27 protein-coding genes are annotated in these 25,980 nt (G+C 70.6%); 12 read left to right on the plus strand and 15 right to left on the minus strand.

Annotated elements, in window-relative coordinates; genetic code table 11:
- Positions 1-65: 65 nt before the first annotated feature.
- Genes DMB42_RS14430 through DMB42_RS14440 form a run of 3 tightly spaced genes read left to right on the plus strand, consistent with a single transcriptional unit; the run spans position 66 to position 5,359 of the window.
- Entirely contained in the window at positions 66-461 is a 396-nt protein-coding gene (locus tag DMB42_RS14430) for an effector-associated constant component EACC1 (RefSeq protein WP_125634649.1), read from the plus strand.
- Positions 454-4,671: a caspase, EACC1-associated type gene (locus DMB42_RS14435; protein ID WP_125634651.1), complete on the plus strand. Its 4,218-nt coding sequence runs from the start codon at positions 454-456 to the stop codon at positions 4,669-4,671. Before DMB42_RS14430 ends, DMB42_RS14435 begins: the two co-directional genes overlap by 8 nt.
- A 13-nt stretch (positions 4,672-4,684) precedes the next feature.
- A complete protein-coding gene (locus DMB42_RS14440; RefSeq protein WP_125634653.1) occupies positions 4,685-5,359 on the plus strand; it encodes a serine protease in 675 nt (224 codons plus the stop codon).
- Between the two features lie 31 nt (positions 5,360-5,390).
- On the opposite strand, the gene DMB42_RS14445 is transcribed toward DMB42_RS14440, so the two are convergent.
- From DMB42_RS14445 to DMB42_RS14455, 3 genes are all read right to left on the minus strand, one after another.
- Positions 5,391-6,662: a hypothetical protein gene (locus DMB42_RS14445; RefSeq protein ID WP_125634655.1), complete on the minus strand. Its 1,272-nt coding sequence runs from the start codon at positions 6,660-6,662 to the stop codon at positions 5,391-5,393.
- Positions 6,659-7,066, minus strand: a complete 408-nt coding sequence (locus DMB42_RS14450) for a SigE family RNA polymerase sigma factor (RefSeq protein WP_396982224.1) — start codon at positions 7,064-7,066, stop codon at positions 6,659-6,661. The genes DMB42_RS14445 and DMB42_RS14450 overlap by 4 nt, the downstream gene beginning before the upstream one ends.
- A 143-nt stretch (positions 7,067-7,209) precedes the next feature.
- Positions 7,210-8,055, minus strand: coding sequence for an alpha/beta fold hydrolase (locus tag DMB42_RS14455; RefSeq protein WP_125634657.1), 846 nt, complete (start codon positions 8,053-8,055; stop codon positions 7,210-7,212).
- An 86-nt stretch (positions 8,056-8,141) separates the two neighbouring features.
- Here DMB42_RS14455 and DMB42_RS14460 point away from each other — a divergent pair, with 86 nt between their 5' ends.
- Together DMB42_RS14460 and DMB42_RS14465 are read left to right on the plus strand one after the other, a co-directional pair.
- A complete protein-coding gene (locus DMB42_RS14460; protein WP_125634659.1) occupies positions 8,142-8,870 on the plus strand; it encodes a TetR/AcrR family transcriptional regulator in 729 nt (242 codons plus the stop codon).
- Between the two features lie 75 nt (positions 8,871-8,945).
- The gene (locus tag DMB42_RS14465; protein ID WP_125634662.1) at positions 8,946-9,800 is read left to right on the plus strand and encodes a DUF4240 domain-containing protein; all 855 of its coding nucleotides are present in this window, start codon (positions 8,946-8,948) and stop codon (positions 9,798-9,800) included.
- On the opposite strand, the gene DMB42_RS14470 is transcribed toward DMB42_RS14465, so the two are convergent.
- A complete protein-coding gene (locus DMB42_RS14470) occupies positions 9,777-10,862 on the minus strand; it encodes a helix-turn-helix domain-containing protein (protein ID WP_125634663.1) in 1,086 nt (361 codons plus the stop codon). The genes DMB42_RS14465 and DMB42_RS14470 overlap by 24 nt on opposite strands.
- Before the next feature lie 100 nt (positions 10,863-10,962).
- Here DMB42_RS14470 and DMB42_RS14475 point away from each other — a divergent pair, with 100 nt between their 5' ends.
- Positions 10,963-12,159 (plus strand): MFS transporter, encoded by a 1,197-nt coding sequence (locus DMB42_RS14475; RefSeq protein ID WP_125634665.1) that lies wholly within the window; start codon positions 10,963-10,965, stop codon positions 12,157-12,159.
- Positions 12,160-12,207: 48 nt separating this feature from the next.
- Here the strand turns inward: DMB42_RS14475 and DMB42_RS14480 are convergent, their stop codons facing one another.
- Positions 12,208-12,654 carry a nitroreductase family deazaflavin-dependent oxidoreductase gene (locus tag DMB42_RS14480; protein ID WP_125634863.1) on the minus strand — a complete coding sequence of 149 codons (447 nt, stop codon included), beginning with the start codon at positions 12,652-12,654 and terminating at the stop codon, positions 12,208-12,210.
- 112 nt (positions 12,655-12,766) lie between these two features.
- Positions 12,767-13,027 carry a hypothetical protein gene (locus DMB42_RS14485; protein WP_125634667.1) on the minus strand — a complete coding sequence of 87 codons (261 nt, stop codon included), beginning with the start codon at positions 13,025-13,027 and terminating at the stop codon, positions 12,767-12,769.
- 75 nt (positions 13,028-13,102) lie between these two features.
- Here DMB42_RS14485 and DMB42_RS14490 point away from each other — a divergent pair, with 75 nt between their 5' ends.
- Entirely contained in the window at positions 13,103-13,810 is a 708-nt protein-coding gene (locus DMB42_RS14490; protein WP_312024730.1) for a 3'-5' exonuclease, read from the plus strand.
- 43 nt (positions 13,811-13,853) lie between these two features.
- Here DMB42_RS14490 and DMB42_RS14495 read toward each other — a convergent pair whose 3' ends face one another.
- A complete protein-coding gene (locus tag DMB42_RS14495; protein WP_125634669.1) occupies positions 13,854-14,672 on the minus strand; it encodes an MBL fold metallo-hydrolase in 819 nt (272 codons plus the stop codon).
- Between the two features lie 112 nt (positions 14,673-14,784).
- On the opposite strand from DMB42_RS14495, the gene DMB42_RS14500 reads away from it, so the two are divergent.
- The 4 genes from DMB42_RS14500 to DMB42_RS14515 all read left to right on the plus strand — a co-directional run bounded on the left by DMB42_RS14500 (position 14,785) and on the right by DMB42_RS14515 (position 18,226).
- Entirely contained in the window at positions 14,785-15,393 is a 609-nt protein-coding gene (locus DMB42_RS14500) for an XRE family transcriptional regulator (RefSeq protein ID WP_125634671.1), read from the plus strand.
- A 144-nt stretch (positions 15,394-15,537) separates the two neighbouring features.
- A complete protein-coding gene (locus DMB42_RS14505; protein ID WP_221762140.1) occupies positions 15,538-16,113 on the plus strand; it encodes an NUDIX hydrolase in 576 nt (191 codons plus the stop codon).
- Positions 16,110-16,748 carry a DUF6461 domain-containing protein gene (locus tag DMB42_RS14510; RefSeq protein ID WP_125634673.1) on the plus strand — a complete coding sequence of 213 codons (639 nt, stop codon included), beginning with the start codon at positions 16,110-16,112 and terminating at the stop codon, positions 16,746-16,748. The genes DMB42_RS14505 and DMB42_RS14510 overlap by 4 nt, the downstream gene beginning before the upstream one ends.
- Positions 16,749-16,906: 158 nt before the next feature.
- Positions 16,907-18,226, plus strand: a complete 1,320-nt coding sequence (locus DMB42_RS14515) for an MFS transporter (protein ID WP_260477680.1) — start codon at positions 16,907-16,909, stop codon at positions 18,224-18,226.
- 95 nt (positions 18,227-18,321) lie between these two features.
- Here the strand turns inward: DMB42_RS14515 and DMB42_RS14520 are convergent, their stop codons facing one another.
- The 3 genes from DMB42_RS14520 to DMB42_RS14530 form a co-directional block, all read right to left on the minus strand.
- Positions 18,322-19,644, minus strand: a complete 1,323-nt coding sequence (locus DMB42_RS14520; RefSeq protein ID WP_125634677.1) for an MFS transporter — start codon at positions 19,642-19,644, stop codon at positions 18,322-18,324.
- Entirely contained in the window at positions 19,644-20,225 is a 582-nt protein-coding gene (locus DMB42_RS14525; RefSeq protein ID WP_125634679.1) for a helix-turn-helix domain-containing protein, read from the minus strand. The genes DMB42_RS14520 and DMB42_RS14525 overlap by 1 nt, the downstream gene beginning before the upstream one ends.
- Positions 20,226-20,315: 90 nt before the next feature.
- Positions 20,316-20,705: a MerR family transcriptional regulator gene (locus DMB42_RS14530; RefSeq protein ID WP_125634681.1), complete on the minus strand. Its 390-nt coding sequence runs from the start codon at positions 20,703-20,705 to the stop codon at positions 20,316-20,318.
- Positions 20,706-20,783: 78 nt separating this feature from the next.
- Here DMB42_RS14530 and DMB42_RS14535 point away from each other — a divergent pair, with 78 nt between their 5' ends.
- Positions 20,784-21,998 carry an MFS transporter gene (locus tag DMB42_RS14535; protein ID WP_260477681.1) on the plus strand — a complete coding sequence of 405 codons (1,215 nt, stop codon included), beginning with the start codon at positions 20,784-20,786 and terminating at the stop codon, positions 21,996-21,998.
- A 92-nt stretch (positions 21,999-22,090) separates the two neighbouring features.
- Here the strand turns inward: DMB42_RS14535 and DMB42_RS14540 are convergent, their stop codons facing one another.
- From DMB42_RS14540 to DMB42_RS14560, 5 genes are all read right to left on the minus strand, one after another.
- Positions 22,091-22,693: a dihydrofolate reductase family protein gene (locus tag DMB42_RS14540; RefSeq protein WP_125634684.1), complete on the minus strand. Its 603-nt coding sequence runs from the start codon at positions 22,691-22,693 to the stop codon at positions 22,091-22,093.
- Positions 22,690-23,547: a metalloregulator ArsR/SmtB family transcription factor gene (locus DMB42_RS14545; protein WP_125634686.1), complete on the minus strand. Its 858-nt coding sequence runs from the start codon at positions 23,545-23,547 to the stop codon at positions 22,690-22,692. Before DMB42_RS14545 ends, DMB42_RS14540 begins: the two co-directional genes overlap by 4 nt.
- A gap of 160 nt (positions 23,548-23,707) precedes the next feature.
- On the minus strand, positions 23,708-24,121 hold the full coding sequence (locus tag DMB42_RS14550) for a hypothetical protein (protein WP_125634688.1): 414 nt from the start codon (positions 24,119-24,121) through the stop codon (positions 23,708-23,710).
- 633 nt (positions 24,122-24,754) lie between these two features.
- Positions 24,755-25,444 (minus strand): DUF4097 family beta strand repeat-containing protein, encoded by a 690-nt coding sequence (locus DMB42_RS14555; protein WP_125634690.1) that lies wholly within the window; start codon positions 25,442-25,444, stop codon positions 24,755-24,757.
- A 91-nt stretch (positions 25,445-25,535) separates the two neighbouring features.
- Positions 25,536-25,889: a helix-turn-helix transcriptional regulator gene (locus tag DMB42_RS14560; RefSeq protein ID WP_125634692.1), complete on the minus strand. Its 354-nt coding sequence runs from the start codon at positions 25,887-25,889 to the stop codon at positions 25,536-25,538.
- Positions 25,890-25,980 lie beyond the last annotated feature (91 nt).

Consider the following 25,980-nt stretch of genomic DNA (forward strand, 5'->3'; position numbering starts at 1 on the left):
GGTAGGTCCACGGCACCGGCGATGACAGGTGTGACGAATCGGTGGCGGCGGCAGATGTCATACATGTGAGCATTGTCGCGACGATCGAGATGGACGCGTCGGCCGACCTGCGTGACCTGCACGCGTGGTTGACCCAGGATCACGAGCTGCGGGCCTGGGTGGAGCTGGTGGAGAGCCCGCCGCCGGACGGCGCGCTGGGGCCGGTGGCCGATCTGGTGCAGATCGCCGTGGAGTCGCCGGAGGTGGTGGCGGGGGTCACCAGTGTGATCATCGCCTGGCTGCGCTTTCGGCGCGGCGACGTGAAGATCAAGATCAGGAACACCAGGTCCACCAGTCAGGTGGACGTCAGTGTGACCCGGGTGAGGGCGCTCGACGGCGCTCATCTGGTCGAGCAGATCAAGCGGGCGATCAGCGGAGAGCCTCCAGCCGAGCTTCCCCCTGACGGCGGGGCCGGTGGATGAGCCGCCGCTGCTGCTGTCGGCGGCCGACGCCCGGGTGCTGCTGGTCGGCACCGGCCGCCATCAGCAGGCGGCCAAGCTGGGCGACGTACCCGCGGTGGCGCGGACGGTCGCGGACCTGTCGGCCGCGCTGGTGGAACGGGCCGGTGTCGCTCGGGAGGCGATCACCGAACTGATCGACCCGGACGGCCCGCGCAAGCTGGCCGACGCCGTCGACCGGTTCAGCCAGGGCCGTCCGGACGTTCTGTTCCTCTACTACGTCGGCCATGGGCTGATCGGTCCGCAGCACACGCTCCACCTGGCCACCAGCCGGACTGTCGACCTCACCAAGGGGTCGGCCACCTACCAGGCGCTGCCCTACCAGGAGGTCTACGACCTGCTGTCGCGCAGCCGCGCCCGGCTGACCATCGTGGTGCTCGACTGCTGCCACGCAGGCATGGCCGAGGCGTGGCCGGGCAGCTATCTGCTCACCGCGACCAGCCGGGAGGATCAGGCCTGGGCGGTGCCCGGAGAGGAGCACACGGCGTTCGGCGGGGCGCTCATCCGGGTGCTGCGCGAAGGCGATCCGGCCGCGCCGCCCGTGCTCACCATCGAGGACGTCTACCGCTGCCTGACCCGCGCTCTCGACGGGCGCCCTCGGCCGCACCGCGTCGCGGCCGACTCCGGCGCCCGCCTGCCCTTCGCCGTCAACGCCGCCCGGCCGCGTCAGGAGCGTGCGCTGTCCGCCGTCGCGTCCGGCGGGGACGAGCACTGCCCCTACCCGGGGGTCCGCCCGTTCGGTGTGGACGAGGAGGCGTTCTTCTTCGGCCGCGACGATCTGACCGGACGGCTGATCGACCGGTTGGAGCGGCGGGACGGCGTGCCGCTGCTGGTGGTCGGGCCGTCGGGGGCCGGGAAGTCGTCGGTGTTGCGGGCGGGGTTGCTCAACGGGTGGGGCGCGCGACCGTACATGATCATGAAACCGGGGGCGGAGCCGCGCGTTCCGGGTGGTGTTCCGGACGGCGGGCTGCTGGTCGTCGACCAGTTCGAAGAGGTCTTCACCCTCTGCGCGGACGAGCCGCGCCGCCGCGCCTTCGTCGCGGATCTGGTGCGGCTCTGTGACCGCGCCCATGTCGTGCTCGGGCTGCGCGCCGACTTCTTCAGTCACTGTACGGACTTCACCGAGCTCGTCCCGGCCCTGCGCCACCCCGAACCGGTCGCCGCGATGACCGAGGAGCAGCTGCGCGAGGTCATCGCCAAACCTGCCCTGGCCACCGGACTCACCCTGGAGGAGGGCCTGGTCGGCCTGCTCCTGGAGGACGTGGCCTCCGCAGGGATCTCCCTGCCGCTCCTCTCGCACGCCCTCTTCGCCACCTGGCTCCGCCACGCCGACGGCGTGCTCACCCTGCGGGCGTACCGCGCGACCGGCGGCATCGCCAGCTCCCTGGCCGTGGCCGCCGACAAGGTGCTCGACTCGTTGCCGGAGGCGGACCTGCGCATCGCCCGCACGATCCTGCTCCGGCTGGTACGGCTCGGCACGGGCACCGAGGACACCCGCAGCCGGGTGCCCATCGGCGAACTTCCCGGGCGCCACGTGCTCGACGTCCTGGTCGAGGCCCGCCTGGTGACCGTGGACGAGGACAACGCCGAAATCGTCCACGACGCGCTCATCCGCAGCTGGCCCCGGCTCCGCGGCTGGATCGAGGCCGACCGTGCCGACCTCACCGTCCAGCACCGGCTGGCCGACGACGCCGCCCAATGGAACGCCGCGGGGCGCCAGCCCGGTTACCTCTACTCCGCGCCCAGATTGGCCGCCGTCGGCCCCGTCCGCGACCGTCTCGCCGACGAGACCGCCCTGAGCGCGACCACGCTGGCCTTCCTGCACGCCTGCGACCGGGCCGTCGCGCGGGCGGCCCGAATCCGGCGTACGGTCATCGGCCTGCTCGCCGGGCTGACCGTACTGTCCGTGGTGGCGGCGGGCATCGCCGTCGTGTCGGCGAACACCGTGGCCGCCGAGCGGGACAACACCCTCTCCCGGCAGTTCGCCCAGACGAGTGCCGACCTGATCCAGACCGAACCGGAGTCGGCCCGCTGGCTCGCCGCCGAAGCCTGGCACCTCGCGCACACCCCGGAGGCCCGGTACAGCCTGTTCAACGCGCTGGCCCACCCGATCAGGATCGTGCTCAACCCTGGTGTGCGGACCAACGCCGCGGTCTTCAGTCCCGACGGGCGTCTGGTGGCCATCGGGACCGACGCCGGCGCCGTCGAGTTCTGGGACACCCGTACGTATCAGCAGGTGGGGGAGACCATCGACGCCCACGACCGGCCGGTGAACGCGCTGGCCTTCCGCCCGGACGGCCGGGTCGTGGTCAGCGCCGGTGCTGACGGAGTGGTCCGCCGCTGGTCGGTGCCCACCGGGAAGCCTGTGGGCAGCCCGATCGACGTCGGTACGGGCCAGCTCTTCGACGTGGCCTTCGGCCCTCACGTGCTGGCCACGGCCGGTGAGGACGGAGCCGTACGCCTGTGGGACGACCGTACGGGTGCGCCGACGGGCGCCGCGTTCGTGGGCGGCAGTCCCGTCAACGCACTGGCCTTCAACGGGACCGTACTGGCCGGAGGCGACCGGAACGGCACCTTGAGGCTCTGGGACGTGGCCACGCGCAAGACCATCGGGCGGCCTCTGCCCACGAACGGAAGCCCCGTCACCGATCTCGCCTTCCGTGACCGAGCCCTTCTGGCCACGTACGCCGACGGGTACCTCCGGACATGGGACGCACTCCGCCTTCGTCCGATCGGTCAGGCCCGGCAGGTCGGAGCCGTCAAGTTCAGCGCGGACGGCCAAAGTCTCGCAGTACCCTCGGACCATCTCATCGAGATCCAGGACGGACTTTTCCGTACACGGGCCAGAATCCCGGCGAGCGCCCACGATCCGCTGGGCTTCGACTCCAGTCCGGACGGCCGCACGTTGGTCACCGCGGCCATCGACGGCAGCGCCCTGTGGCGTATCGACACCCATTACCCGCGTGGTGCTCTACTCGCGGTCAGCGACCAGGGGATCACCGCAACGGCGTTCAGCCCCGACGGGCGCCTCCTGGCGACGGCCGGTGCAGACGTCCGTCTCTGGGACACCACCACCTGGAAAGAGGCCGGCCGGCTGACCGGCCACGCGAAACAGGCGACCGGGCTCACCTTCACCGCCGACGGCCGGCGCCTGGCGACCGTCGGCGACGACGGCACCCTCCGCCTCTGGGACGTGTCCACACGCCGGCAGATCGGGCAGCCCTTCTGGGGGCACAAGGGGTCGATCGTCGCCGTGGCGGTGAGCCCTGATCAGCGCACGCTCGTGACCGTGGGCGCCGGCGATTCGGTACGCCTCTGGAGCACGGCCACCCACCGAGAGGCGGCCCCGGGCATCGCCGGGCCCTCCGAGTCGTTCGACGACGTGGCCTTCAGCCCCGACGGACGCAGGCTCGTCGTCGCGGGAAGAACGATCCGCGTGTTCGACGCACACACCTTCCGCCCGCTCCTCACGGTCGACGCCCGCTCGTTCCCGGTGGTCAGAACAGGTTTCAACGCCGACGGCAGCCGCCTGGTGACCGCCGGCGCCGACGGAACCGCCCGGATCTGGAAGGTGGACGGGCCCGGCCTGGTGGCGGAGGGCGAACCGCTGACCGGCCACACCGGCCGGGTGTTGTCGGCGGCCTTCGGCCGGAGTGGTCAGGTGGTCGTGACCTCGGGGGCTGACGGCACCACGCGGGTGTGGGACGTCACCACGCACCGCCAGATCGGCGCGTCCCTGACCGGCCTCCCCGGAGAGGCCCAGACCGTGGCCATCGACCCCGGCGAGACGACGGTCGTCACCGGAGACACCAAGGGAAACATCCACCGGTGGGAGGTCGGCCGCTCCGCCGACCCGTTCGCCGACGTCTGCCGGTTCAGCCGCCGGCCGGTCCTCGACGGCCGGGTGGACGACCGCCGGCTCGACATGACATTCGAAGAGGTCTGCCCTGATGAAGCCACGTCTCAGCCCTCTCGCGGCCTTGCCCTTGCTGATCGCGGCGGGATGCTCGGCGCCTCCCGCCACGTCGGCCGCCTCCCCGCCCAGCCCGTCTCCGACATCGACGGAGAGCGCGCCGGTCACCCTGTCGGGACAGGTGCTCTCCGTCGGCGCCCTCTTCCGGGTCTCGAAGGGCGACACCGTGCACTGCGCGGCGACCGCCGTACAGTCCCGTAGGCAGAACCTGATCATGACCTCGGCGCGCTGCCTCGTCGACCTGCGCACCCGCAAGAAGCACGAGGACCTGGTCTTCATCCCGCAATACCATGACAAGATCGCTCCACACGGCGTCTACCTGCTGAAAGACCTGTTCGTCCCGTCAGGTTTCCTGGACGACACCAGCGACCCCGCCTACGACTACGGCTTCGCCACCGTCTACAACGGCGCCGGCTCCCACCCGTCCGGCCGCGCCGTGGACCTGGGCCCGCTCGGCAGCAACGTGCCCACCCAGGGCCTTGCCTGGAACCGCCGCATCGGCAACAGGTACCACGCCTTCGGCTACCCCCGTACCTCCACCGGAGAGCCCCGACTCTTCCCCGGCAGCGCTTTGCAGTGGTGTGAGGGCTCCTCCGGCCGGATGTCCGGTCATGAGGCCCTCACCATCAAGTGCCGCATCGACCGCATGGCCTCCGGCGGTCCGGTGATCGACGATTTCGAGCAGCGCCGAGGCATCACCTACGTGGTCGGCGTCGTCAGCGACCTTCTCGGCGACACCCCCGGCAACCGCCCGGACGGCCTGGCCTTCGCCTACTTCGACTCCCAGTTCGCCTATCTCTACGCGAAGGCCGCCGCCCGTACCACTGGACAGCCCGATTTGGCCGCCATGAAGCCCATCCTCGACAAACTGCACCTGAAGCCGGACTGACACGCCGAGCGGGAACGGATCGAGGCTGTGCTCACCGGGTGACGGCCGCCAGGTTCAGTACGGTGTACTCCTTGCCTCCGCCGCGGGTCTTGACCTGGCACTGCCCGTTCGCACACTGCTCGTAGTACTTTTCGTCGGCGTCCCAGAAGACGGCTGTGGACGGTGAGGAGAAGGACGCCCCCGCTCCCACGTTCCCGGACAAAACGCCCACGGAACGCTCGCCGACCCCCGCCATCGTGCCCGTCGCCAGGTCGTACAACATCGCGATCGGCACGCCGCTCTTGTACCGGTCCGGGTCGTACACCCTGAACAGCGCGTACGAGCCGCCCAGCAGCGTCCGCCCGGGACGTAGCCTCAGCCCTTGTGGCAGGGTCCTGCGCCCGGACCCGTCGATGCGCTGCACCAGCACGTGCTCGTCGAGCATCCCGACGCACCACTGCGCGTCGCACTGCACGCCCTCCGCCTTCTCGGGCAGCGCGACGTCGGCCGAGCGGCCGGTCTCCAGGTTGACGACGCGGTTCTGGTTGGCGAACGGCCGGTCGTCGCTCAGCCCCGCCGCCCACGGCCAGGCCATCAGGTGCAGCCCGTCGGTGGCGGGCAGCCGCTCGGGAGCGCCGCCGGTCAGCGGCATACGATAGACGCCGCCCTCCTTCACCGACCACACGAGCGAGTCGCCGGCGAGGGCGATCCTGTCGACGTCGGCGTCGACCTCGCCCACACGTCTGGCCTTACCACCCTGTGCGGGCATGACCCAGAAGTCCGCCCAGGGGACGGAGTCCTGCGGAGTCGTGCCGAACCAGGCGATGTACTCGCGGCTCGCGGCGAAGAGCTGCGGGTAGTACTTCTTGCGCGGGCTGGGGATGTCACCGAGCGCCCGCGTCGTCCCCGACGCCGAGTCGTACACCTCCAGCCGCCCTGCCTTCTCGAACGCCGAGTTCACGACCAGTAGCACTTCCGTCGTGCCCAGGCCGGTCACCAGCTGCACCCCCCGCCCTTCGGAGTCCCTCATCGGCACCTTGACGACCGCCTTGGGCCACAACTCGGCGGCGGGCCGCGCGGCGGGCACGGACGACGAAGGAGTGACCTGCACGGCAGGCGGGGCGTCCCGCCCGTCCTCGCCCGACACGATCGCGGTCGTGCCGCCCGCGATCACCACGACCGCGACCGCCGCGAGCAGGACCTTCACCCGCTGCCTGGTACGCCGGGCACGGCGCCGCCGGGCCACGCTCGCCACCAGGTCGCGGCGTTCCACCTGGTCCGCCGCCGTGCGCAGCGTCCGGATCAGGTCCTGTTCGTCGCTCATCGTGCCTCCTGAAACACGCGCTTGATCCGGAGCTTGTCCAGAGCGCGGGCGGCCTGGCTCCGTACGGTCCCGCGGGAGACGCCGAGGATCTCGGCGATCTCCTGGTCCGGCAGGTCCTCGTAGTAGCGCAGCACGAGCACGGCCCGCTGCCGGCGCGGCAGCTCCTGCAGCCCTGCCCACAGGGCGGCGTCGCCGTACTGGTCGAGGCTGCCGTGGTCGGGGACGGCGGCGACCAACTCCTCGCGCTGACGCCGGCCCCACGACCTGATGTGCAGCCTGACCATGGTCGTGCGGACGTACCCCTCGGGGTTGTCCTTCTTGTGGACCCGTGGCCAGGCGTCCCCCAGGCGAGCCAGCGCCTCCTGCACGAGATCGGCCGCGTCCTCGGTATTGCCTGTCAGCACATAGCCGTACCGAAGGAGCGCGTCCCCTCGTGCTCGGACGAACTCGTCGAAATCTTCCACAAACCCAAGGACCGGTAGGGGCACACAACTGTTGCACGAAGCTACCATTCCGGACGGCAACGCCCCGGCCGGAGGTTCATCCTTCACATCAGCAGTTCTCGGCCGGACCAGAGGGCGGTGAGCAGGGCGTTCAGTCGTTCCGGCGCCTCGACGTGCGGGTAGTGGGCGCTGCCCGGCACCTGCTCGTGCCGGGCGCCGATCCGCTCGGCCGTGACCCGTGCGCAGGCCATGAGAGGTACGCCGCCGCGCTCCCGGTACGGCCCGGGGGCGTCCTCCCAGGTGCCCGAGACGACCAGCTTGGGGAAGGCCGCCGCCCGCAACGCCGGCAGCGGGAGGCCCGCCTCCCAGCAGACACGTTCGCGCAGTGCCGTGGCGGCCGCGCGCAACCGCCGATCGCCCGTCTCCGGCTCCGACGTACCGGCCGAGCCGGCGGCGGCCCGCAGCCACTCCTCCGGCGTCAGGTCGGGAAGGTCGGCGTAGGCGGCGCGGTTGGCGCGCAGCGCCTCGGCCACGGCGGGGTGGTCGGCGGCCGCCTGGTAGCAGCCTGGCTCGATCAAGGTGAGCGAGCGCACCGCCTCCGGCCTGCGCGCCGCCGCGATCATGGCTCCGACGGCGCCGTAGGAGTGGCCGACCAGGTGCGCGCCCGCGCCGAGGAGTTCGGCGACGTCGTCGGCGTCGGCCAGGTAGTCGCCGGGGAGCCTGTCCCCGGCGTCCGGGCTGCCGCCGCAGCCCCGGCGGTCCATCAGCAGCAGCCGGAACCGGCCGGCCAGCGGGCGTTGCGCCGCGAACCCGTACACCGGGTCGTCGCCCCAGCTCGTGGAGCCGTGTACGAAGACCGCCCGCGGCCCGGACTCGGGGCCGAGCGCGGTCACGTGCACGTCGCCCGGCAGCGGGCCGTTCGCTCTGAACAGCGGGGTGTGGGTGGACATCCGACTCCTCCTTAAACAGCGTTTAATAGTCTTGAACGTTGTATAAGGCAGTCGGAGGGCGACGTCAAGGCGGGTAGGGTGATCGCGTGCCGTCGTCAGAGTCCTCCGGCGGGTCCGTGTGGCTGCGTCCCGAGCGGCCGCCGCGCGACCGCCAGCTCACCCGCGGGCGGATCGTCGACGTGGCGGTCGACCAGCTCGACGCCGAGGGGCACCGCGGTCTGTCCATGCGCCGCGTCGCCACCGAGCTCGGGGTGACCGCCGGGTCGCTGTACTGGTACGTCGACACCAAGGACGACCTGCTGGAGCTGGCCCTCGACCGCGTGCTGGCCGAGGTGCGCGCCGGCCCCGGCACGTCCGACTGGCGTGACGGCCTGGCCGCGCTGGCCCGCAGCAACCGAGCCATGCTGCTGCGCCACCGGTGGGCCCTGTCCGAACTGACCGTCAGGCCCAACCTCGGCCCCAACGCGCTCGCCCTGGCCGAGACCGGCCTGCGCCTGCTGGAGCGTGCCGGGTTCGCCGGCCCCGACCTCGACGCCGCCATGGCCGCCGTCAACGACCACGTGGTCGGCGCGGTCATCGCGGAGGCCGCCTGGCGCGACACGCTGGCTCGCATGAGCGGGACCGGGGCCGGCTGGGACGAGCGGGCTGCCGAGTACCTGCGCCAGGCCGCCGAACGCCACCCGACGCTGGCCGGCCGGATGGCCGCCACGGGCGAGATCGACGTCGAACGCGAGAGCGAGCGGCGCTTCGCGTTCGGCCTCGGCTGTCTCCTGGACGGCCTCGCCATCCGGTGCGCGACCCCCTCCCCGTCATAGCGCCGGAGCGGGCGCGACTCCTGGTGGCCGGTCGAGCAGAAGCGGCGCTCGATCAAGGTGCCATGATCAGGTGCCATGGACGTCGATGGCTTCCGGGCACTGGTCGAACGCTCCGCGCAGGAGACCGTCACCAAAGAGGAGAGGGTGGACTGGCTGGAAGAGCGTCTTTCCCGCCTGACCGCTGAGGAGATCGTGGATTACGAGGCCTGGTTCACGCTCTGCGCCAACCGTGCCTGCACCTGGGACCTGTACGCGGCCTGCTGGACCATCACCGGTTTCGGATCCTCAGCCGGCTTCGAGTACTTCGTGGACTGGCTGATCAGCCTCGGCCGCGACGTCTTCGAGAAGATCACCGAGCGTCCCGACCGCCTTGTCGAACTCCCCGAGGTGCAGCGCCTCTTCGAGCTGTCGCGGAACTTCTCCCACAGGCGGATCTCGGCCTCCGAGGACGGCGCCGTCCGGCTCGTACGGCTGACACGGGTCCGGCGTCAGCGCTGGCCGGACGAACTTTGGCCGGAGTTCGAGTCGTTCGCCTACGTGGCCTGCCAGGCGTACGAGCGGGTCATGGGGGACGACACGGCCCACCCGGGCGAAGCCGTCCAGGCACGCGGAATCACCAGCGTCTTCCCCTTCCTGAGCCATCTCGCAGAGCCCGAGGACGAGCCGTGGGACTTCAGCGACAGGGCCGAGTACACACGCCGGCTCCCCGGCCTGGCCCGCCGCTACGGCATCACCGACGAGCCTCAGGAGCACGACAAGCCGAGCCCCGCCCGCACCCGCCGCACCCCTTGGCCCTACGGCCCGGCATGGGGCGGCGAACGCACCCGCGCCTGGTCGTTCCACCGCAAAGCTTCAGGCGGACGCCGCACTCGGGAGCGACGTCATCGCCAAGCAGATCGATGGTGCTCAGCGCAGTACGGCCGTCAGTAGATCGGCGCCCAGCGTCGTCAGGTCGGGGAGATTGAGGGTGTAACGGACGTAACGGCCGTGCCGCCGGGACGTGAGCAGGCCCGCGCGGCGCAGGACGGCGAGGTGGCGGGAGACCTCCGGGGGCGAGAGTTCCCAGGCGTGGGCCAGCTCACCGGTGGTGTGCGGGCCGCGGGCCAGGGTGCGCAGCAGCCGCAGCCGTACCGGATGGGCGAGTGCCTCCAGCCGTAGCGTCACCGTTTCCAGCGACACCGGCTCCGACGGACTCGCCTCGGCCACGGGGTACTGGACCACCGGCTGCCACCCGGGCGCGTGGACCACCACCAGGTGCGGGCGGCCGAAGACGCTGGGGAGGAAGGTGACTCCGGCACTGTCGGCGGCGGTCGCGTTGTCCTGCAGCTTGTCCACGATGATGCAGTTGCCGTCCGGCGCCAGGGTGATCGCGCCGGAGACCGACGCGAGTGCCGCCCCGATGCCCTGGCGTTTCAGCAGGTCGTTCTTCAGGCGCAGGTCGGTGGCGAGTTGCACGGCGACGCCCGCCCAGGCGGCGTCGAAGAAGGCCTCGGCGCACTGTTCGAGGGTGTGGCGCACCCGCGCCCGTACGGCGGCCGGGTCCGCGAGCAGCCGTTCCGCGAAGGCCTCCTGAAGGGGGCCGCGGGCCTGGGCCAGGTCAAGGGCCCGGTCGCGTGCCGTCGCGTCGGCGAGCGGCGACGGCGCGGCGAAGTGCACCCGGTTGCTGCCGCACGTGGTGATGAGCGCGGCGGTGACATAGGTTTCGTCGTCGATCCGGTCCACGTCGTCCAGTTCGTCGGCGAGGGTCGGCCGAGGACGCGCGGGGACCAGAAAGTCGGCTCGTGAGGAACGCCAGAGGAACTCCGCCTCCCGCAACCGCTCGGCGAGCTCCGGCCGCAGCCCGGCCCAGACGTCCCCGGCCCAGCCGGCGAGCTGCGGGTGATGCCCGGGTTCGGCCAGCACGTGCAACATCGCGGTCAGTTCGGCCAGCGGGGAGGCGGCGAACCGCAGCCGCCCGGACGGCAGCCCGCCGATGTCGATCCTCAACGTCATCCCCTCATCATCGCTGGTCGGATGGCCGACGACCGCGTCGATTGACGGTGTCCGTCAACTGACACGGTCGAGCCCGGCGGCCGAACGCACTGTTGACGCCATGGCAACCACCACCAAGATCCGGCCCCGTGCCCTCGTCCGGGCCTCCGGAGGTCCCCGCTACGCCGTCGCCCTGGCCGTGGACGCGCTCGGCACCGGCCTGTTGCGGCCCTTCCTGCTGCTGTACGGGGTGACGGTGCTGGGGCTGTCCGCGCCGGCCACCGGCATCGCCATGACGGCCGGCGTCGTCATGGGTCTGGTGTGCATGCCCGCGGTCGGCCGATGGCTGGACCGGGGCGCACGCAGTACGGTCGTGGCGGCGTCGATGCTGGTACGGGTGCTGGGCGTGGCACTGCTGCTGGCCGCCCCGACGGGGCACGTCTGGCTGTTCGGGACGGCGGCGCTCTTCCTCGGCATCGGCAACCAGGCCTGGCCGGCCGCCCACGCCGCCCTCGTGGCCACGGTCGCCCACGGCCGCGAACGCGACGCCGCCCTCGCGGGAGGCCGCGCCCTGCGTAACGCGGGTCTGGGCGTGGGCGCCCTTCTCGCCACCGCATGCCTGGCGGGCGGCACCACCGCGTTGCAGGCGCTGGCCGCCGTCACCGGGGTCGCCTATCTCGCCGCGGCGGCTCTGGCGTGGTCGGTGCACGTTCACGCTGAGCCGGCCGCGGCCGCGGACAGAGACGCCGAGCCCGCACCTCGGATGAGCGCGCTGCTGGGCGCCAACGTGATCTACGTCTTCTGCCTCAACGTGCCCGAGATCGCGCTCCCTCTGGTGTTGGTGACGCAGATGCACGCCTCTCCGGTGTGGTCGGCGGCGATCTTCGTGGCCAACACGGTGCTGGTGGTCACCCTCCAGGTTCCGGTCACCGTGCTGATGTCCCGTTTCTCCCGGCGGGCCGTCCTGGCTCTCGCCGGCGTGGTGCTCGCCGTCTCCTACCTCGGCTTCCTCGTGGCCACCTCGCTGGGCGGCGGCTGGGGTGCCCCGGCCGTCGCCGTGGTGTCCGTGGTCTGCACCATCGGCGAGATCATCTACGCCGGCAGCGCCACCGCGCTCGTCACCGCCCTCGCCCCGGCACATCTGCTGGGACGCGCCCTCGCCCGCTTCCAGCTCTCCACGGGCTTCGGCCTGGCGGTCTCCCCGGCGGTGATCACCGCTCTCGCCTCCCACGGCCCGGCCGCCCTCTGGGGCAGCCTCTCCGCCGCGACGCTCCTGTCCGCCTCAGCCGTTGCCGCCGAGAAGGATCAGAAGACGTGATCTACATTGTAAAGGCGCTGGCATGTGACTGAGAACCGCCGACCAGCCCTACCACACACGCGGCTCCAGTACGAAGACCGGGATCACCCGGTCGGTCTGCTCCTGGTAATCCGCGTACGTCGGAAACGCGGCGACCGCGCGCTCCCACCACTCGGCCCTCTCGTCCCCGGCAACCTCACGTGCGGTCATGTCCTGGCATACGGCGCCGTCGCGGAGTTCCACGTGCGGGTCGGACCTGAGGTTGAAGTACCACTCCGGATGACGCGGGAAGCCGCCCTTCGAGGCGACGGCCGCATACCGTCCCTCGTGTTCCACGCGCATCAGCGGGATCTTGCGAATCCTGCCGCTGCGCGCGCCGCGCGTCGTGAGAATGACGACGGGCAGGCCCGTGTCCCAGAGCGTCGTTCCCTGCGTGCCGCCTGAACTCTCGTACAGCTCGACCTGGTCGCGTATCCACTGAGCCGGACTCGGCCCGTACTCGCCTTCGAGCGGCATGGTGGCCATCCCGTCGTCGTTCGCGGACTGTGCTGCGCAGTCCAGCCGTTCCAATCGTAAGTGCTGAAGACCGTTGCGCCCGAGGAACGGCGGTGGTGGGGAGCGCCTTCGCCTACCGGAGGGTGCCGGTGGTCGGCGGCGCGCCGTTCTGTGTCCATCGCGATCTGAGCCGGCTCATCGTGGCGCGTCTGGAGTGTTCGCGCCGTTCGCGCAGGTGGGGTGCGTGGTCGGGGCCGGGGAGCGTGGCGGTGTGGGTCCAGTAGCTGCCGAGTGCCACGAGGAAGGCGTCCACCTGCAGGGGATCGGCGTCGCGTCCGGCGGGGCCGGCGAGGAAGATCTTTTGCGGGTCGCGTGCCCCGAGGTCCGACTGCATCAGCAGGCATACGAGGTCTGCCGAGTGCGGCGGTGGGCAGCGTGTCGTACGTGCCGTCGCGCTGGAGTGCCCGCCATGTCTCCAGCCAACCAGTGGTCCCGCCCCGCCGATCGAGAGGTGGGCATGGGGAAATTGAGGTGCCGGAACCGGGTGCGCATCCCTACCCTCGGCCTCATGCGCCACGAATCCGCCCTGCTGAACGTCATCGACGTGGAGGCCACCTGCTGGGAGGGGCAGCCGCCGCCCGGCTCTGTGAGCGAGATCATCGAGATCGGTCTCACCGTCGTGGACGTGTCGGCGCGGCGCCGCGTGTCGCGGCATCGTGTCCTGGTCCGTCCTGTCCGGTCGGCGGTGAGTGAGTTCTGTACCGAGCTGACCGGCCTGACGCAAGCCGAGGTGGAACGGGGTGTCACCTTCGCCGAGGCGTGCCGGATCCTGGTCGGGGAGTTCGGGGCCGGGGAGCGCCCGTGGGCGAGCTGGGGCGAGTACGACCGTCGGCAGTTCGCTCGGCAGAGTCAGGCCGACGGGGTGGCTTATCCGTTCGGCCATCCGACGGAACGTACCCACACCAACGCCAAGGCCGTGTTCGCCGAGGCGTACGGGCTGCACAAGAAACCCGGTATGGATCACGCTCTGCGGGTCGCCGGACTGCCGCTCGAGGGACGCCATCACCGCGGCGAGGACGACGCGTGGAACATCGCGGCGATCGTTCTCGATCTGTTGGGCCGCGGGGCATGGCCGGCGCCGTCAGGCGGGTTCACGAGTGCGTCCGGCCTCACCTGAAAATCCCGGTCCGGGGTGGGCGCCCCGGAGCTGGCGGGGTCGATCAGCCGATCGGGGGTGCGAGGTATTCCAGCGCGTAACCGTCGCCGGAGGGGGCAACGCGGGCGATGCCGGGGGAGTCGAGGTGGGCGCCGGCCACGAAGTGGTGTGGTCGGGTCAGTTGTTCGAGGAGGACCGCTCGCGCGGCGCGGGCCTGGGACTGGTCGCCGTCGAGCTCCCAGGACACCTTCGGCTGGTCGAATTGCAGCGTGGGAACGTGAACGGTGTCGCCCCAGACGAGAAGGTGGCCGGTGTCGCTCCTGATCTCGTAGACGGTGTGCCCGGGTGTGTGGCCCGGTGTCGGGATCGCGGTGGTCCAGTCGTTGATCGCGACCTTCTCCGACACGGGTACGACCCGGTCGCGGATCGGCTCCAGCCGCCCGGTGAACACCGAGGTGTCGCCCGCGCCGATCCACACGCGCTCGAGTCCGGTGAACGCCTCTGAACCGTCCGGCGTGATCAGGCCGCTCACGTGGTCTTCGTGCCTGTGGGTGATGGCCACATCAGTGATCCGCGCGCGGTCGATTCCCGCTTCGTCGAGGGCGTCGTAGATCAATCCCATGGTGGGGTCGTGCCAGACATTGGACGCGCCGGTGTCGACGAGAACCGACCGCGTGCCGTCGGTGACGAAGAAGGCGTTGACCGACAACCGCAGGTTGTCGCCGGCCAGCAGGACGGCGGCCGGCAGCTCGTCGAGCGTGTGCCCGTCCTCGTCGCGGAGCCGTGTCGGCGGCATGTCGATGTACCCGTCTCGCAACGAGACCACCTGCAGATCGCCGAATTCGAACGTGGCATGGTGCAGGCCACTCGAGATCAAACGCATGGAACCTCCGTAGTGTCGAGCGCACGTCGTGCGTCTCCTAAAGAAGACTATATCTACTTTAGGAGAAACCCTACACTGTGGGCAGCGACATACCCATCGATCGAGGAGCACGGTGGTCGAGAAAGACGGAAACGCGGCCGAACCAGAGCACGGTGACGACCTGGCCGGCGCGTTCGGCGGTAACGTACGGCGACGCCGCGAGGAGGCGGGACTGACGCTGGAGCAGCTGTCCACGCAGTCGTCGGTCAGCCGGGCGATGTTGTCCAAGGTCGAACGCGGTGAGAAGAGCCCGACGATCGGCGTCGCGTCCAGGATCGCGCACGCGCTCGACGCGTCGCTCTCGGACCTGATCGGCGCGCCGGCTGCCGCCGCGTCCGGCGTGGCCATTGCCATGCGCAAGAACGATCGCCCCGTCTTCCGTGACCCGGAAACCGGCTTCGAGCGGCACATCGTGTCAGCGGCCCCGGGCGCGGGAGGAGCCGAGATGATCGTCCACTACCTTCCCGCGCAGGTCTCCACCGGGCTGCTGCCCGCGTATCCGCCGGGTACGGAGAAACAACTCGTGGTGCTCGAAGGCACCCTCACCGTCGCGATCGGCGGCATCACCGAGACCCTGGACACGGGCGACTCCCTGTTCTTCCAGGCCGACGCGGACCACGGCTTCGCCAACCGAACGAATGCTCCCTGCGAATACATCATGGTCATCTCGCGCAGAAGCTGATCGGCCGCAGCTTGCGGATCAGGACAACGCTGTGGGTCTGAGCGTGGGAACCGGCCCTATTTGCGGGGGGTGAGTGATGCCGGAGTCATCCAGCCGCCGGACGCGGCCGGTTCTTCTGCCCGCGAACCTCAATGGGAGAGCCACATGACAGCCATCGTCCCTGCCCGTGACGGGGAGCGGATGCTGACGCATTCGAACGGCCAGGATTGGCACGTGTCCTGGCATTCCGTCGACGACCCGCAGGAAGGCAGGCCTCACGGGGCCGCCGGCATATGCGTGACGGCCCCCGATGAGCTGGTTCTGATCAGCCATGACGGCGAGCACTGGGGTTTTCCCGCCGGGCGCCCCGAAGGAACGGAGACGATCGAGGAGACCCTTGGCCGGGAAATGCTCGAAGAAGCGTGCGTCACGGTCATCGGCAGCCGCCTGCTTGGATACTCCCGCAGCGAATGCGTGCGCGGGCGCGAGCTTGGTCTGGTCCTCATCCGCTCTTACTGGCGTGCGGAGGTCCGGCTCGAGGAATGGGCGCCGGAGTTCGAGATACAGCACCGGCGGCTGGTTCCGGAGTCCGAGGCGAAGACGTACGTCCGCGATCCCGACCTGGCCGCGACCCGGGTCTCCTTCCGTGCTCTGGACGTGGCGGCGACAGGTGACGGCCTCGGGCCCTCTCTGAGATCCGTTCCGGGAGGCGAATTCGGCGAGCAAGGGAGTAATGCGTGAACATCGGACAACCCCCGACAGTCGGCCTGCGCGAGCACTACAGGCAACTCCGTTCCAGCCAGCCATGGCTCGACGTGGCCATGTGCTGGACCGTCGTGGTCCCCGACAGCGGGCAAGCGCTCCCGTTGCACCAACTCGCCGCCAGGCTCAGCGGAGACGCGCCGTACCGGCTCTTTGAGCCGGCGCCGCCCAAAGCCGTCCTGCTTCCTTACGACACCGACCTTCCCGTGTCCGTCGATTGGTGCGGAGCCGCCGCCATGCTCGTGGAGGACGACTTCCTCGGATCAACACCCGCCGTACTCCGGCGGCTCAGCGAGGGGGCCCGGGTCTACAGCGCCTGGTGGAACGTCAACGCCCACAACCGGCTGAGTTTCGCGTCATCGGGCGAGCTGGTCCTGGCGATCGACGCGTTCGGCCCCGGCAGACCGGAGGACCACCCCGGCATCGGCCAATGGCCCGAACTGCGGGCGATGACGGACTTCTTCGTCGATTTCGAGGAACGCGGCGAGGACTACGACTGGCAGGCCGCCATGCTCGCGGTCATCGACCAGACCACAGGGGCCAGGCTGACCAGCGAGTGGCTGGAACAACCACATCCGTACGTAACGGTCCGCATGCCCGACGCCCTACGCTGACTCCCCGCGATCAGGCGGACCTTGGACGACGTCCGTTCTATTCGATGGACAGCGTCATCTCCGGTAGGTATCTTCTCCGGGTCCCGCCCGACCTGTCCGGAACCGAGAGTGGTGCCTCAGGCCAGGTGACCGCCCCCCGCATCCGAGGAAGACACTTCGTGACCGACATCGTCCCGCTGCGCAAGAACGTGCGGTTTCAACTGCTGTGGGTCGGCAGCGCGGTCTCCGAGCTGGGGTCGGAGCTCACCAGGCTCGCCATGCCGCTGCTGGTGCTGGCGCTCACCGGCTCGCCCGGGTTGGCGGGCATCGTCGCCGGCGCCCGCACCGTCGCCTTCGTCGCGGTCCAGATGCCGGCCGGCGTCTGGGTGGACCGCTGGGACCGCCGTCGTACGCTCATCACTGCCCAGGGCCTCCAGGCGATTGCCTCCGCCCTGCTGACCGCGCTCATCCTCACCGGTCAGGTGCAGGTCTGGCAGTTCGTCACACTGGCAGCGCTGGACGGGCTGTGCGCCGCGTTCATCGGTCCCGTCAAAGACACGGCGATCCGCGGCATCGTCCCCTCGGGCCAACTGCACAGTGCATATGCGCAGGAGGAGGCCCGTACCCACGCGGCCGGGCTGCTCGGCCCTCCGCTCGGTGGCCTGCTGTACGGCCTGGGGCGGGCGGTGCCGTTCGTCGTCGACACCGTCACCTTCCTTGCCGCCACGCTCTTCTACGCTTTTGCGAAGGTGCCGCGCCGCCCGGCGGACGAGCCGCGACCCTCCGCCAGGGACGACGGCGAGGAGCAGCGGCCGATCCGGCGCAGCATGCGCCGGGAAGCGGCCGAGGCCGTCACATGGCTGTGGCGCCGGCATGGCCTGAGGGAGGTCACCGCAGCGGTGATGATCCTCAACCTGCTGGGCGGGGCATTCCTCATCCCGCTGATCGTGCTCGTCGGCGAACGCGGCGGCGACGCGCGCGTCACCGGCACGGTCCTGGCCGGTCTCGGTATCGGCGGACTGACCGGTGCGCTGCTGTCGGGCCGCATCAGCAAGCTCCTGCCTCCCGGCAGGCTCCTGCTGGCCGTCGTGACGGTCTTCGGCGCCGCGCTGGCGGCCACGGCACTGCCCTGGGGAGCGTGGTGGCCGATGATCCCGCTGGTGTTCATCACCCTGTCCACGCCCTCTCTGAACGTGGTGATGAACGTGGTGATCGCACGAATGGTGCCCGAAACGATGCTCGGCCGGATGGGCGCGGTCCTGAGCATGGGCGGGATGGCGCTCAAGCCCCTCGGGCCGGTCCTCGGCGGGGCATTGGCCGCGGCGCTGGGCGGCGCGGCGGCACTCGTCGTGCTGGGCGGGTTGCTCGGGCTGACCGCCGCCTTGGCCGCGCTCAGCCCGCAGTTGCGCCACTTCACCGGAGAAGCCTCCACGGCCGGAGACGGCACTTCAGGGGACGGCAGTTCAACCGATGACAGGGCCCCGCACGCCCCCGCCTGACAGGCCGGCGACATGTGCGCACCCGGAAGCCATGAGATCGGGCCGAACCCACGGATCGCCGCGGACCACCTCGATGCTCCGCAGTCCGTCCGTCGTCATGGCGCGGGCTCCTCAAGTGAAGCTGCGCGCGGGGTGTTCCCGGCGTCTTCCGGCTGTGCCCGTGGTACGCCGGGTGGGCCCTGGCCGCGCAGCCGGTCCATCTCCCGCCATTCGGGCCGCAGTCCCGTCAGGCTCGTGGTGAGCGCGTAGGCCGCCCCGCCCGCGAACAGCACCGGCGCCAGCCCCGCCGCCGCGACCGCCACCCCGCCCACCAGCCCGCCGAGCGGGATCCCGGCCCAGGCGAGGGAGTCCGACAACGCGTTGACCCGGCCCAGCAGGCGTCGCGGCACCCGCTCGTAGGAGATCGCCCCGAGGATCGGGTTCAGGAACCCGCCGGCGAACCCGCCCACCGCGAACACCGCCACGATGGCCCACACCGGCACGTCCAACGCCAGGACGAGGAAGCGTGACGGCCCGGCGAGCAGGAACGCCACGAAGAACACCGGCCTGCGCCGCATCCGGTGTGCCACGGCGGCCGCGACCAGGCTGCCTCCGACGGCCGTCAACCCCATCACGCTGCTGTTCAAGCCGACCATGGCGGGCCCGTAGCCGGACTCCTTGGCCCACACGGGGGCGAGCACCTGGCTGAAGGCCGCGTCGAGCAGGTTGGTGACGCCGACCATCACGATCACGGAGAGCAGCAGCGGTTCGCCACGCAGGAACGTGAAGCCCTGGCCGAACCGCCGCCAGTACCCGTCCTGCCCCTCCTGCCCTTCCTGTGCCGCCGCGCGGTGCCCCATGCCGCGCGGCAGCGCCCACGCCACGATCACGGAGCCGAGCGCGAAGCAGGTGACACTGATGCCCAGGCTGGCCAGCGGCCCGAGCAGCGCCACCACCGCGCCCCCCGCCGCGGGCCCCAGCGTCTGGGCCAGCCGCTCGGTCACGCCCATCAGCCCGGTGGCTCGCTCCAGCGGCACCCGCCCGCGCTCGGCCGCCTCGGGAACCATGATCTCCTTGGCCAGGTCCCCTGGACCGCGGGCCGCGCCGACCACCGCGACCAGGGCGATCAACGTGCCCAGGGGCAGCAGGTCCAGCGCGTGCAGAAGGACGACCGCCCCGGCCGCCGCGGCGCTCAGCACGTCGCCGGCCCAGGAGATCCGGCGCGGCCCGACCCGATCGACCAGCGGCCCGGTCAGCGCCTTGACCAGCACGTACGGGGCCATCTCCGCGAACGCCACCAACCCCGTCTGCGCCGCGCTCCCGGTCGTCGTCAGGACGAACCAGGGCAGTGCGAGGGCCGACACCCGCGTACCGGTCAACGACACCGTCATGGCCGCGAGCAGGCCGGCCATCGGGCGTAAGGACCCGCGTGTTCCCATCACGAGTCCTCAGGCAGCTCGGGCAGGAGCTGCGTGATCAACGAGACCCGCGCGGCGCCCTCGGGCGCCGCCGCGCCGGGCAGGTCGGGGCGGTAGCGGGAGACGACCTCCTCCAGCTCCTCGCGCAGCCGCTGCGCCTCCTGCGGGGTCAGGCGCAGCGCGATGGAGCTGAGGTCGAGCACGCGCCGCCACTGTCCCGGCATGGTCTGCAGCTCGTTCAGCGTCCGCTGGGTACGGAGGTTGTACAGGGCGGCGATGGACTGCATGTACGCCAGCACCGCTTCGGGCTCCTGCTCCGCCAGCTGGTCGTCGGTGAGCCGGGTGATGTGGTGGACCGAGCGCCACCAGCGCTCGCGGGCGTTGCCGCGCTCGGTGTCCTCCTCCACGAACCCGGCGGCGCCGAGCCTGCGCAGGTGGTAGCTGGCCGTGCCGGAGTTCACGCCGAGGTGCTCGGCCAGGCGGGTGGCGGTGGACGGCCCATGCTTGCGCAGCAGGTCCACGAGTTGCACCCGTACGGGGTGGGCCAGCGCCCGCAGCCCTTTGGCGTCGAGGACGATCACGTTCTCGCGGGGTTCGGTCATGCCTCGAAGGCTAGACCGCAAACATTCATTCGCAAAGACTCATTCGCGAAGAAATGTTGGCAATCAGTGCCGGCCGTCCCGAGCGAGCGTTCACCTGCCGAGTGCGGTCAGGGCGCGGCGGGTGACGTCGGCCGGGGCCGCGGCGATGACGTCGTTGAGCGCGTCCATGGAGGCCTGAAGGTCGCCGATGGCCTGGGCGATGCGGTCGCGCTCCTGGTGAAGGTCGGCCAGCAGGTCCGGGCAGGTCGGGACGAGGCGGTCGCCGGTGTCGCGCAGGCACGGCAGGACCGTGGTGATGGTCGAGGTGTTCAGCCCGGCCGCCAGCAGGCTGCGGATGCGGCGGACGACGGCGACGTCCTCTTCGACGTACTCCCGGTAGCCGCTGGCGCGCCGCTGCGGATGGAGCAGACCCTGCTGTCCGTAGTAGCGCAGCAGGTGCACGGCCACGCCGGTCCGCCGGGACAGCTCACCGATGCGCACGACGACCTCCTGACGAGACGGGCATCACCCCGGCTCGACTTGACTCTCACATCGATATGAGACTTTAGCGTCTACGCCATGAAGATGAACAAGGGTTTGGCGACGCTCGCGGCACTGTGTTCGAGCGTCTTCGTCGTGGGCACCTCGGAATACCTGATCGCCGGATTGCTGCCCCAGGTCGGAGCCGATCTTGACGTCTCCGTGGGAACCGCCGGACAAGCGGTGACCGCGTACGCCCTCGGCGTGGTGGCCGGAGGGCCGCTCATGGCGCTGCTGACCTCGCGCCTGCCCCGCAAGGGACTCGCCGTCGGCCTGATGCTGCTGTTCGCCGCGGGCAGCGCGATCAGCGCGGCGGCGCCGTCGTTCGGCCTGCTCCTGGCGGGCCGCGTGGTGTCCTCGCTCAGCCACGCCGCCTTCTTGGCCCTGGCCCTGGTGACGGCCACCCGCGTGGTCCCGGCCGAGCGGACGGGCTCGGCCATCGCCACCGTGGCCTCCGGTTTCACCGTGGCCACCCTCCTCGGAGTGCCCCTGGGAGCGCTGCTCGGCGAGGCCGCCGGATGGCGGGCCCCGTTCGCCGTGCTGACCGTTCTGTCCCTGCTGGCCACCATGCTCCTGGCCGCAGTTCTGCCCCGGGAGGACGCCCCGTCCACCCGGCTGCGTGAGGAGATCCGCGTGGTGACACGCCGGCCGGTCATGCTCGCCATCGCCACCACCGCGGTGGGCTTCTCCGGCGTCGCCACGGTGTTCACCTACATCGCCCCGCTGCTGATCGGCGTCTCCGGCTTCTCCGCCGCGGCAGTCTCCGGCCTGCTGCTCGCCTACGGCGCGGGCAGCTTCATCGGCAACATCGCCGCCGGACGGCTGACCGACAAGTCGATGAGCGCCACCGTACGCGGGGTCTTCGGCGGGCTGGCCGGGACGCTTCTGCTCGTCCCGTTCGCCGTGGTGTGGCAGCCCACCGCCGTGGCCGCGGTCCTGGTGCTCGGCCTGCTCGGCACCGCGACCATCGCCCCGCTGCAGGGACTCATCCTGCACCACGCGGGCGCCGCCCCGAACCTGGCGGTCTCCGCCAACGTCGGCGCCTTCAACCTCGGGGCCGCGGCCGGCTCGGTCATCGGCGGCGCGATCGTCGCCGCCGGCGCTCTGCGGTGGACCGGCCTGGCCGGCGCGGCACTGAGCCTGATCGGACTGGCCCTCACCTACCTCGTCCTCCCTCGCACGCGGACACGGACACGGACGCGGACACGGACGTCGGAGAAGGCGGCCGGGCACGAAGCCCCGATCGTCGTCTGAGATTCCCCGTGCATCCACCTCGCAGAGTCACGGCGAGGAGGGGCGCGGTTCCTCGACCGTCCTGTGGCTCGGTCCTTCGAAACCGTGCGGGTTCAGCGGACCCGGTCGTAGACCAGGGCCATCGCGCCCTGTTCGCCGGTCTCCTGGTAGGTGAGCTGCCACTTCGACGGCGGGAGGCCGTCGTCGAAGAGCCGCAGCCCGCCTCCGGCGATCTCCGGGATGACGACGAGGTACATCCGGTCGAGCAGGTCGGCCGCGAGCAGCGCCTTGGTGACGCTGGGGCTGGTGTTGACGAGGATGTCGCCCTCGCCGTCGGCCTTTAGGTCGGCGACGAGCTCGGCGACGGGGCCGTTCACCACGCGGGTCCGTTCCCACGGCGCCTCGGTCAGGGTGGTCGACAGGACCACCTTCTCGGTCTCGACCAGCCACTTGGCGTAGTCGCGGTCGCGCGGATCGGCGTTGTCGTCGGCGGCGACCGACGGCCAGAACGACATGAACCCTTCGGCGAGGATCCGGCCGAGCACGGCCGTGGTCGCGTTCTCCCGCATCCGGGTCATCTGGTCGCGTGCCACGTCGGTGGTCGCGTAAGTGGCGAACGCCGCGAAATCGGCCGGCCCGCCGGCGCCGTGGTAACGCCCGTCGAGGCTGATGACCAGGTTGGCGGTAACTTTGCGTCCGGTGGGCTGCCCGGTCATTTCGTGCTCCTTGTATCGGTGTCGTGCTCGATGTTGTGGGTGTCGGCGGCGAGGGCCGCCGCGAGTCGGTCGAGGCTCTGGCCGAAGCCGATCTCGATGCCGGCGACGAAATCCGCCGAGTCGGTGGTGCTGTCGGTGATCCGGTAATGGACCTCCAGGTCGGCACCGGTACGGGTGGGCCGGAGATCGAAGTCGAGGTGACCGGTGAAGGCGAGGCCGCCGTCGGGCAGCAGGGGAGAGAGCCGGTAGGCCAGGTGCTCGCCGGTGCGTACGTCGTCGACAACCCCCTGAGCGCGCCCGACGACCACGTCGGAGTCGTCGAGGTCCTCGGCGTCGCGGTATTCCAGGACGATCCGCCCGCCCGGTCGCGCCTCGAACACGAACTCGGACACGCGCAGGCCGTCGGGCGCCCACCACTGGGCGAGCGATGACGCGTCGGTCAGGTGGTGCCAGACCAGCTCGGGCGGTCCCGTCAGGGAGCGGTGGAACCGGAACGAGCGGCCGTCGGCCCACCCCGGCTCCTGCGCGGCGTGCCGCTCGGTGTCGAGGCCGGCCACGTAACGGTCGTACGCCTCGCGTGGGCCGCCGCGCCGGTCCGCGGTGTCGGCGAGCCGACTGAGTACGCCCGCCAGATCCCGTAGGGGACCTGGTTGGAGCGCGTAGATGCGACGCTGGCCGGTGCGCCGCGAGACGACGACACCGGCACGTTCAAGGGTCTGCAGGTGCTTGGTCGTCTGCGGCTGACGTGCCTCGGCGAGCTGGGCCAGGACGCCGACCGGCCGAGGCTGCTCGGCCAGCAGGGTCACGAGCCGCCAGCGGGCCGGGTCGGCCAGCGCGGTGAGGAGTGCCTCCATGGAGAGAAGTATTCACTGCAACGAATATTCGTGTCAAGGCATATCTTCAGCTCGTCGCTCAGCTGGGCGCGGCGGTATTCGGTGGGTGCCACCCCGAGGTGTGCGGCGAATACGTGAAAGGGCCGCGGTGGCCTCAGGTCCTTTCACGATTCCGGGTCGGTCAGCCGACGGCGTAAGCGCGGATGACGGTCTGCTTGACGGTCGTCCCCGACGTGTCGGTGGCCGTCGCCTTCAAGGAGACGAATCCGGCCGTACGCGGGTTGGGCACGGCGGCGGTCCAGCCGGATCCGGCCGGGACGGCGGGCACGGGCAGCCAGCTCGTGCCATCGTCGAAGGACATCTCCAGCCTGAGCGAGGTCACCTGAGCCTGCGGCGCACCGAGGTTACGCTCCACCCGGACGGGCACCCTGGTCACCGTGCCGGCACGGGCACGACTGAAGGCGTCCAGATCCGCCGGCGCGTAACGGACGGCGAGCAGCGGGAGCGGTTTGGCCTCTGGCGTGCGTCCGGAGGTGAACGTCCAGGCCGTCTCCACGCTCGACGACAACACCGAGTGCGGGACCTGCCTGCGCATCGACGTGCTGAGCGTGTACTCCGCCCGCTGTTCGGGCAGTGCGGCCCTGCGCGCCGTCCGCGAAGAGCAGGCTCGCGTCGAAGGAGAGCTGATCGCCGGTACGGGTCCCGTTCGGTTGCGCGAACGAGGGACCGGCCACGGCGGCGTTCCACACCTCCTTGGTGGTGCCGCGCTTGACGGCCTTGCCGGCGTCCCACACCCGGGACGTGCCCACCTCGAGGGAACTGTCCCAGGTGAGCCCGGGAGTGCGGTAATAGGTCGCGGTGGCGGGGGGTGTCACGTCCTGCTGGAGTGTCGCCGAGAAGTCGCCGCCCGCCTCCTCGCCGAACCTCGGTGCGAAGTACGGCCGGCCCTGGGCCGCGACTCCGGAGGTGACGAAGAACTCCTGGTTGACGTCGAGGGGAGCCCGCCAGGCGAGTGACCACGTGCCGAGCCCGACGGTGAAGTCGACGATCTTCCTCGGGGTGGCCGCCGGATCGTCGATGGTGAAGCGGGCCGGGCGGCCCTGGCGGGCGTCCAGGGCGATCGTCTGGTCGCTGTCGCCCCTTGGCGGGTGCGCCCTTGCCGCCGAGCGCCGACAGGGCGCCCGCCACCGGCCGGCTCGGCGAGTTCGGACGTGAGCAGGGAGAGCGGTTACCCGGCCGAGACGGTGATGTTTCCGGAACCCGTGGTCAGCGACAGCTTGCGGGGTGAGGAGCCGTCCTTCTTGACCGAGACGTTGGCGTCACCGGAGGTCGTCCTGGCGTTCACGTCATAGGTCTCGTCGGGGACGGTGAGCGCGACGTCGCCTGAGCCGACCGACAGCTTGACGCCTTCCGGCGCGACCGCGTACTTCAGGGTCACGGGGCCGGATCCTCCCTCCACGAGGAGCTTCTTGCCGCCCAGGCCGTCGCCCTTGATGTCGCCGGAGCCGGCCTTGAGGTCCAGAGGGCCGGTGAGCGACCTCAGCGTCAGGTCGCCCGAACCGGTGTCCACGTTGACCTGTAGCCCCTTGGGGATTTCCACCTTGTACTCGACCCCGCAGGTGCCCCACGACTTCTGGCAGTCGTAGTAGACGGACAGCTTGTCGCCCTCCACCTTGTGCTCGGCCTGCGGCTTCTCGTTGCTCCAGTAGAGCCTCTCGGTCACGCTGACGTACGTCACGTCCGACTCGGTGACGGTCACGTCGCCGCTGCCGCTTCTGAGGTGAAGCTGCTGCACCTTCTCCTTGACCTGGTACGTGCTGGTCTCCTCGTTCTTCGGTTTGCCGATGGCGTCCAGGCCGCACCCGGTCAGGAGTACCGCGGAGGCCAGCAGGCCACCCGCGATCGCAGTGATCTTCATGCCGTCAAGCTTGTCCGACATTCCGGCCAACCGGCATCAGGGATGACCCCGACGGTTCCCCGGGAGAACCCCCACCTGGGCAGCTCGATGGTCAGGCGGCGGAGCCGGTGCGATCGGGGCCTTGGACGGCGTCGTCGGCGCGGGCGCCGGACAGGATGGCGTCGAGCAGGCCGGGGTAGCGGGCCTCCAGGTCGTCGCGCCGCAGGACGAGCAGGTTCTCCCGCCCCGAGGGCTGCTGCCAGATGACGCCGCTGTCGCGCAGCACCCGCCAGTGGTGCGTCATGGTCGACTTCGCGGTGATCCCCAGCGTGTTCAGGACGCTGGTGCAGTTGTGCTCGCCCCCGGCGTCGAGGATGCGTACGACGGACAGGCGCACGCCGTTCCCCAGCGCCGACAGCACGTCTTCGATCCGGATCTGGTCACGGTCGGGATGACGGAAGGCCATGGTTCAACTGTACCGCGACTGTCGAACAATCCTTCTTCGGTCTGGCATAGTACGACTGTACGTAAATCCTCGTACTATCGCTGCCGTGCGG

It is taken from the genome of Nonomuraea sp. WAC 01424 (genome assembly GCF_003947315.1).
GTDB classification, from domain to species: Bacteria; Actinomycetota; Actinomycetes; order Streptosporangiales; family Streptosporangiaceae; genus Nonomuraea; species Nonomuraea spiralis.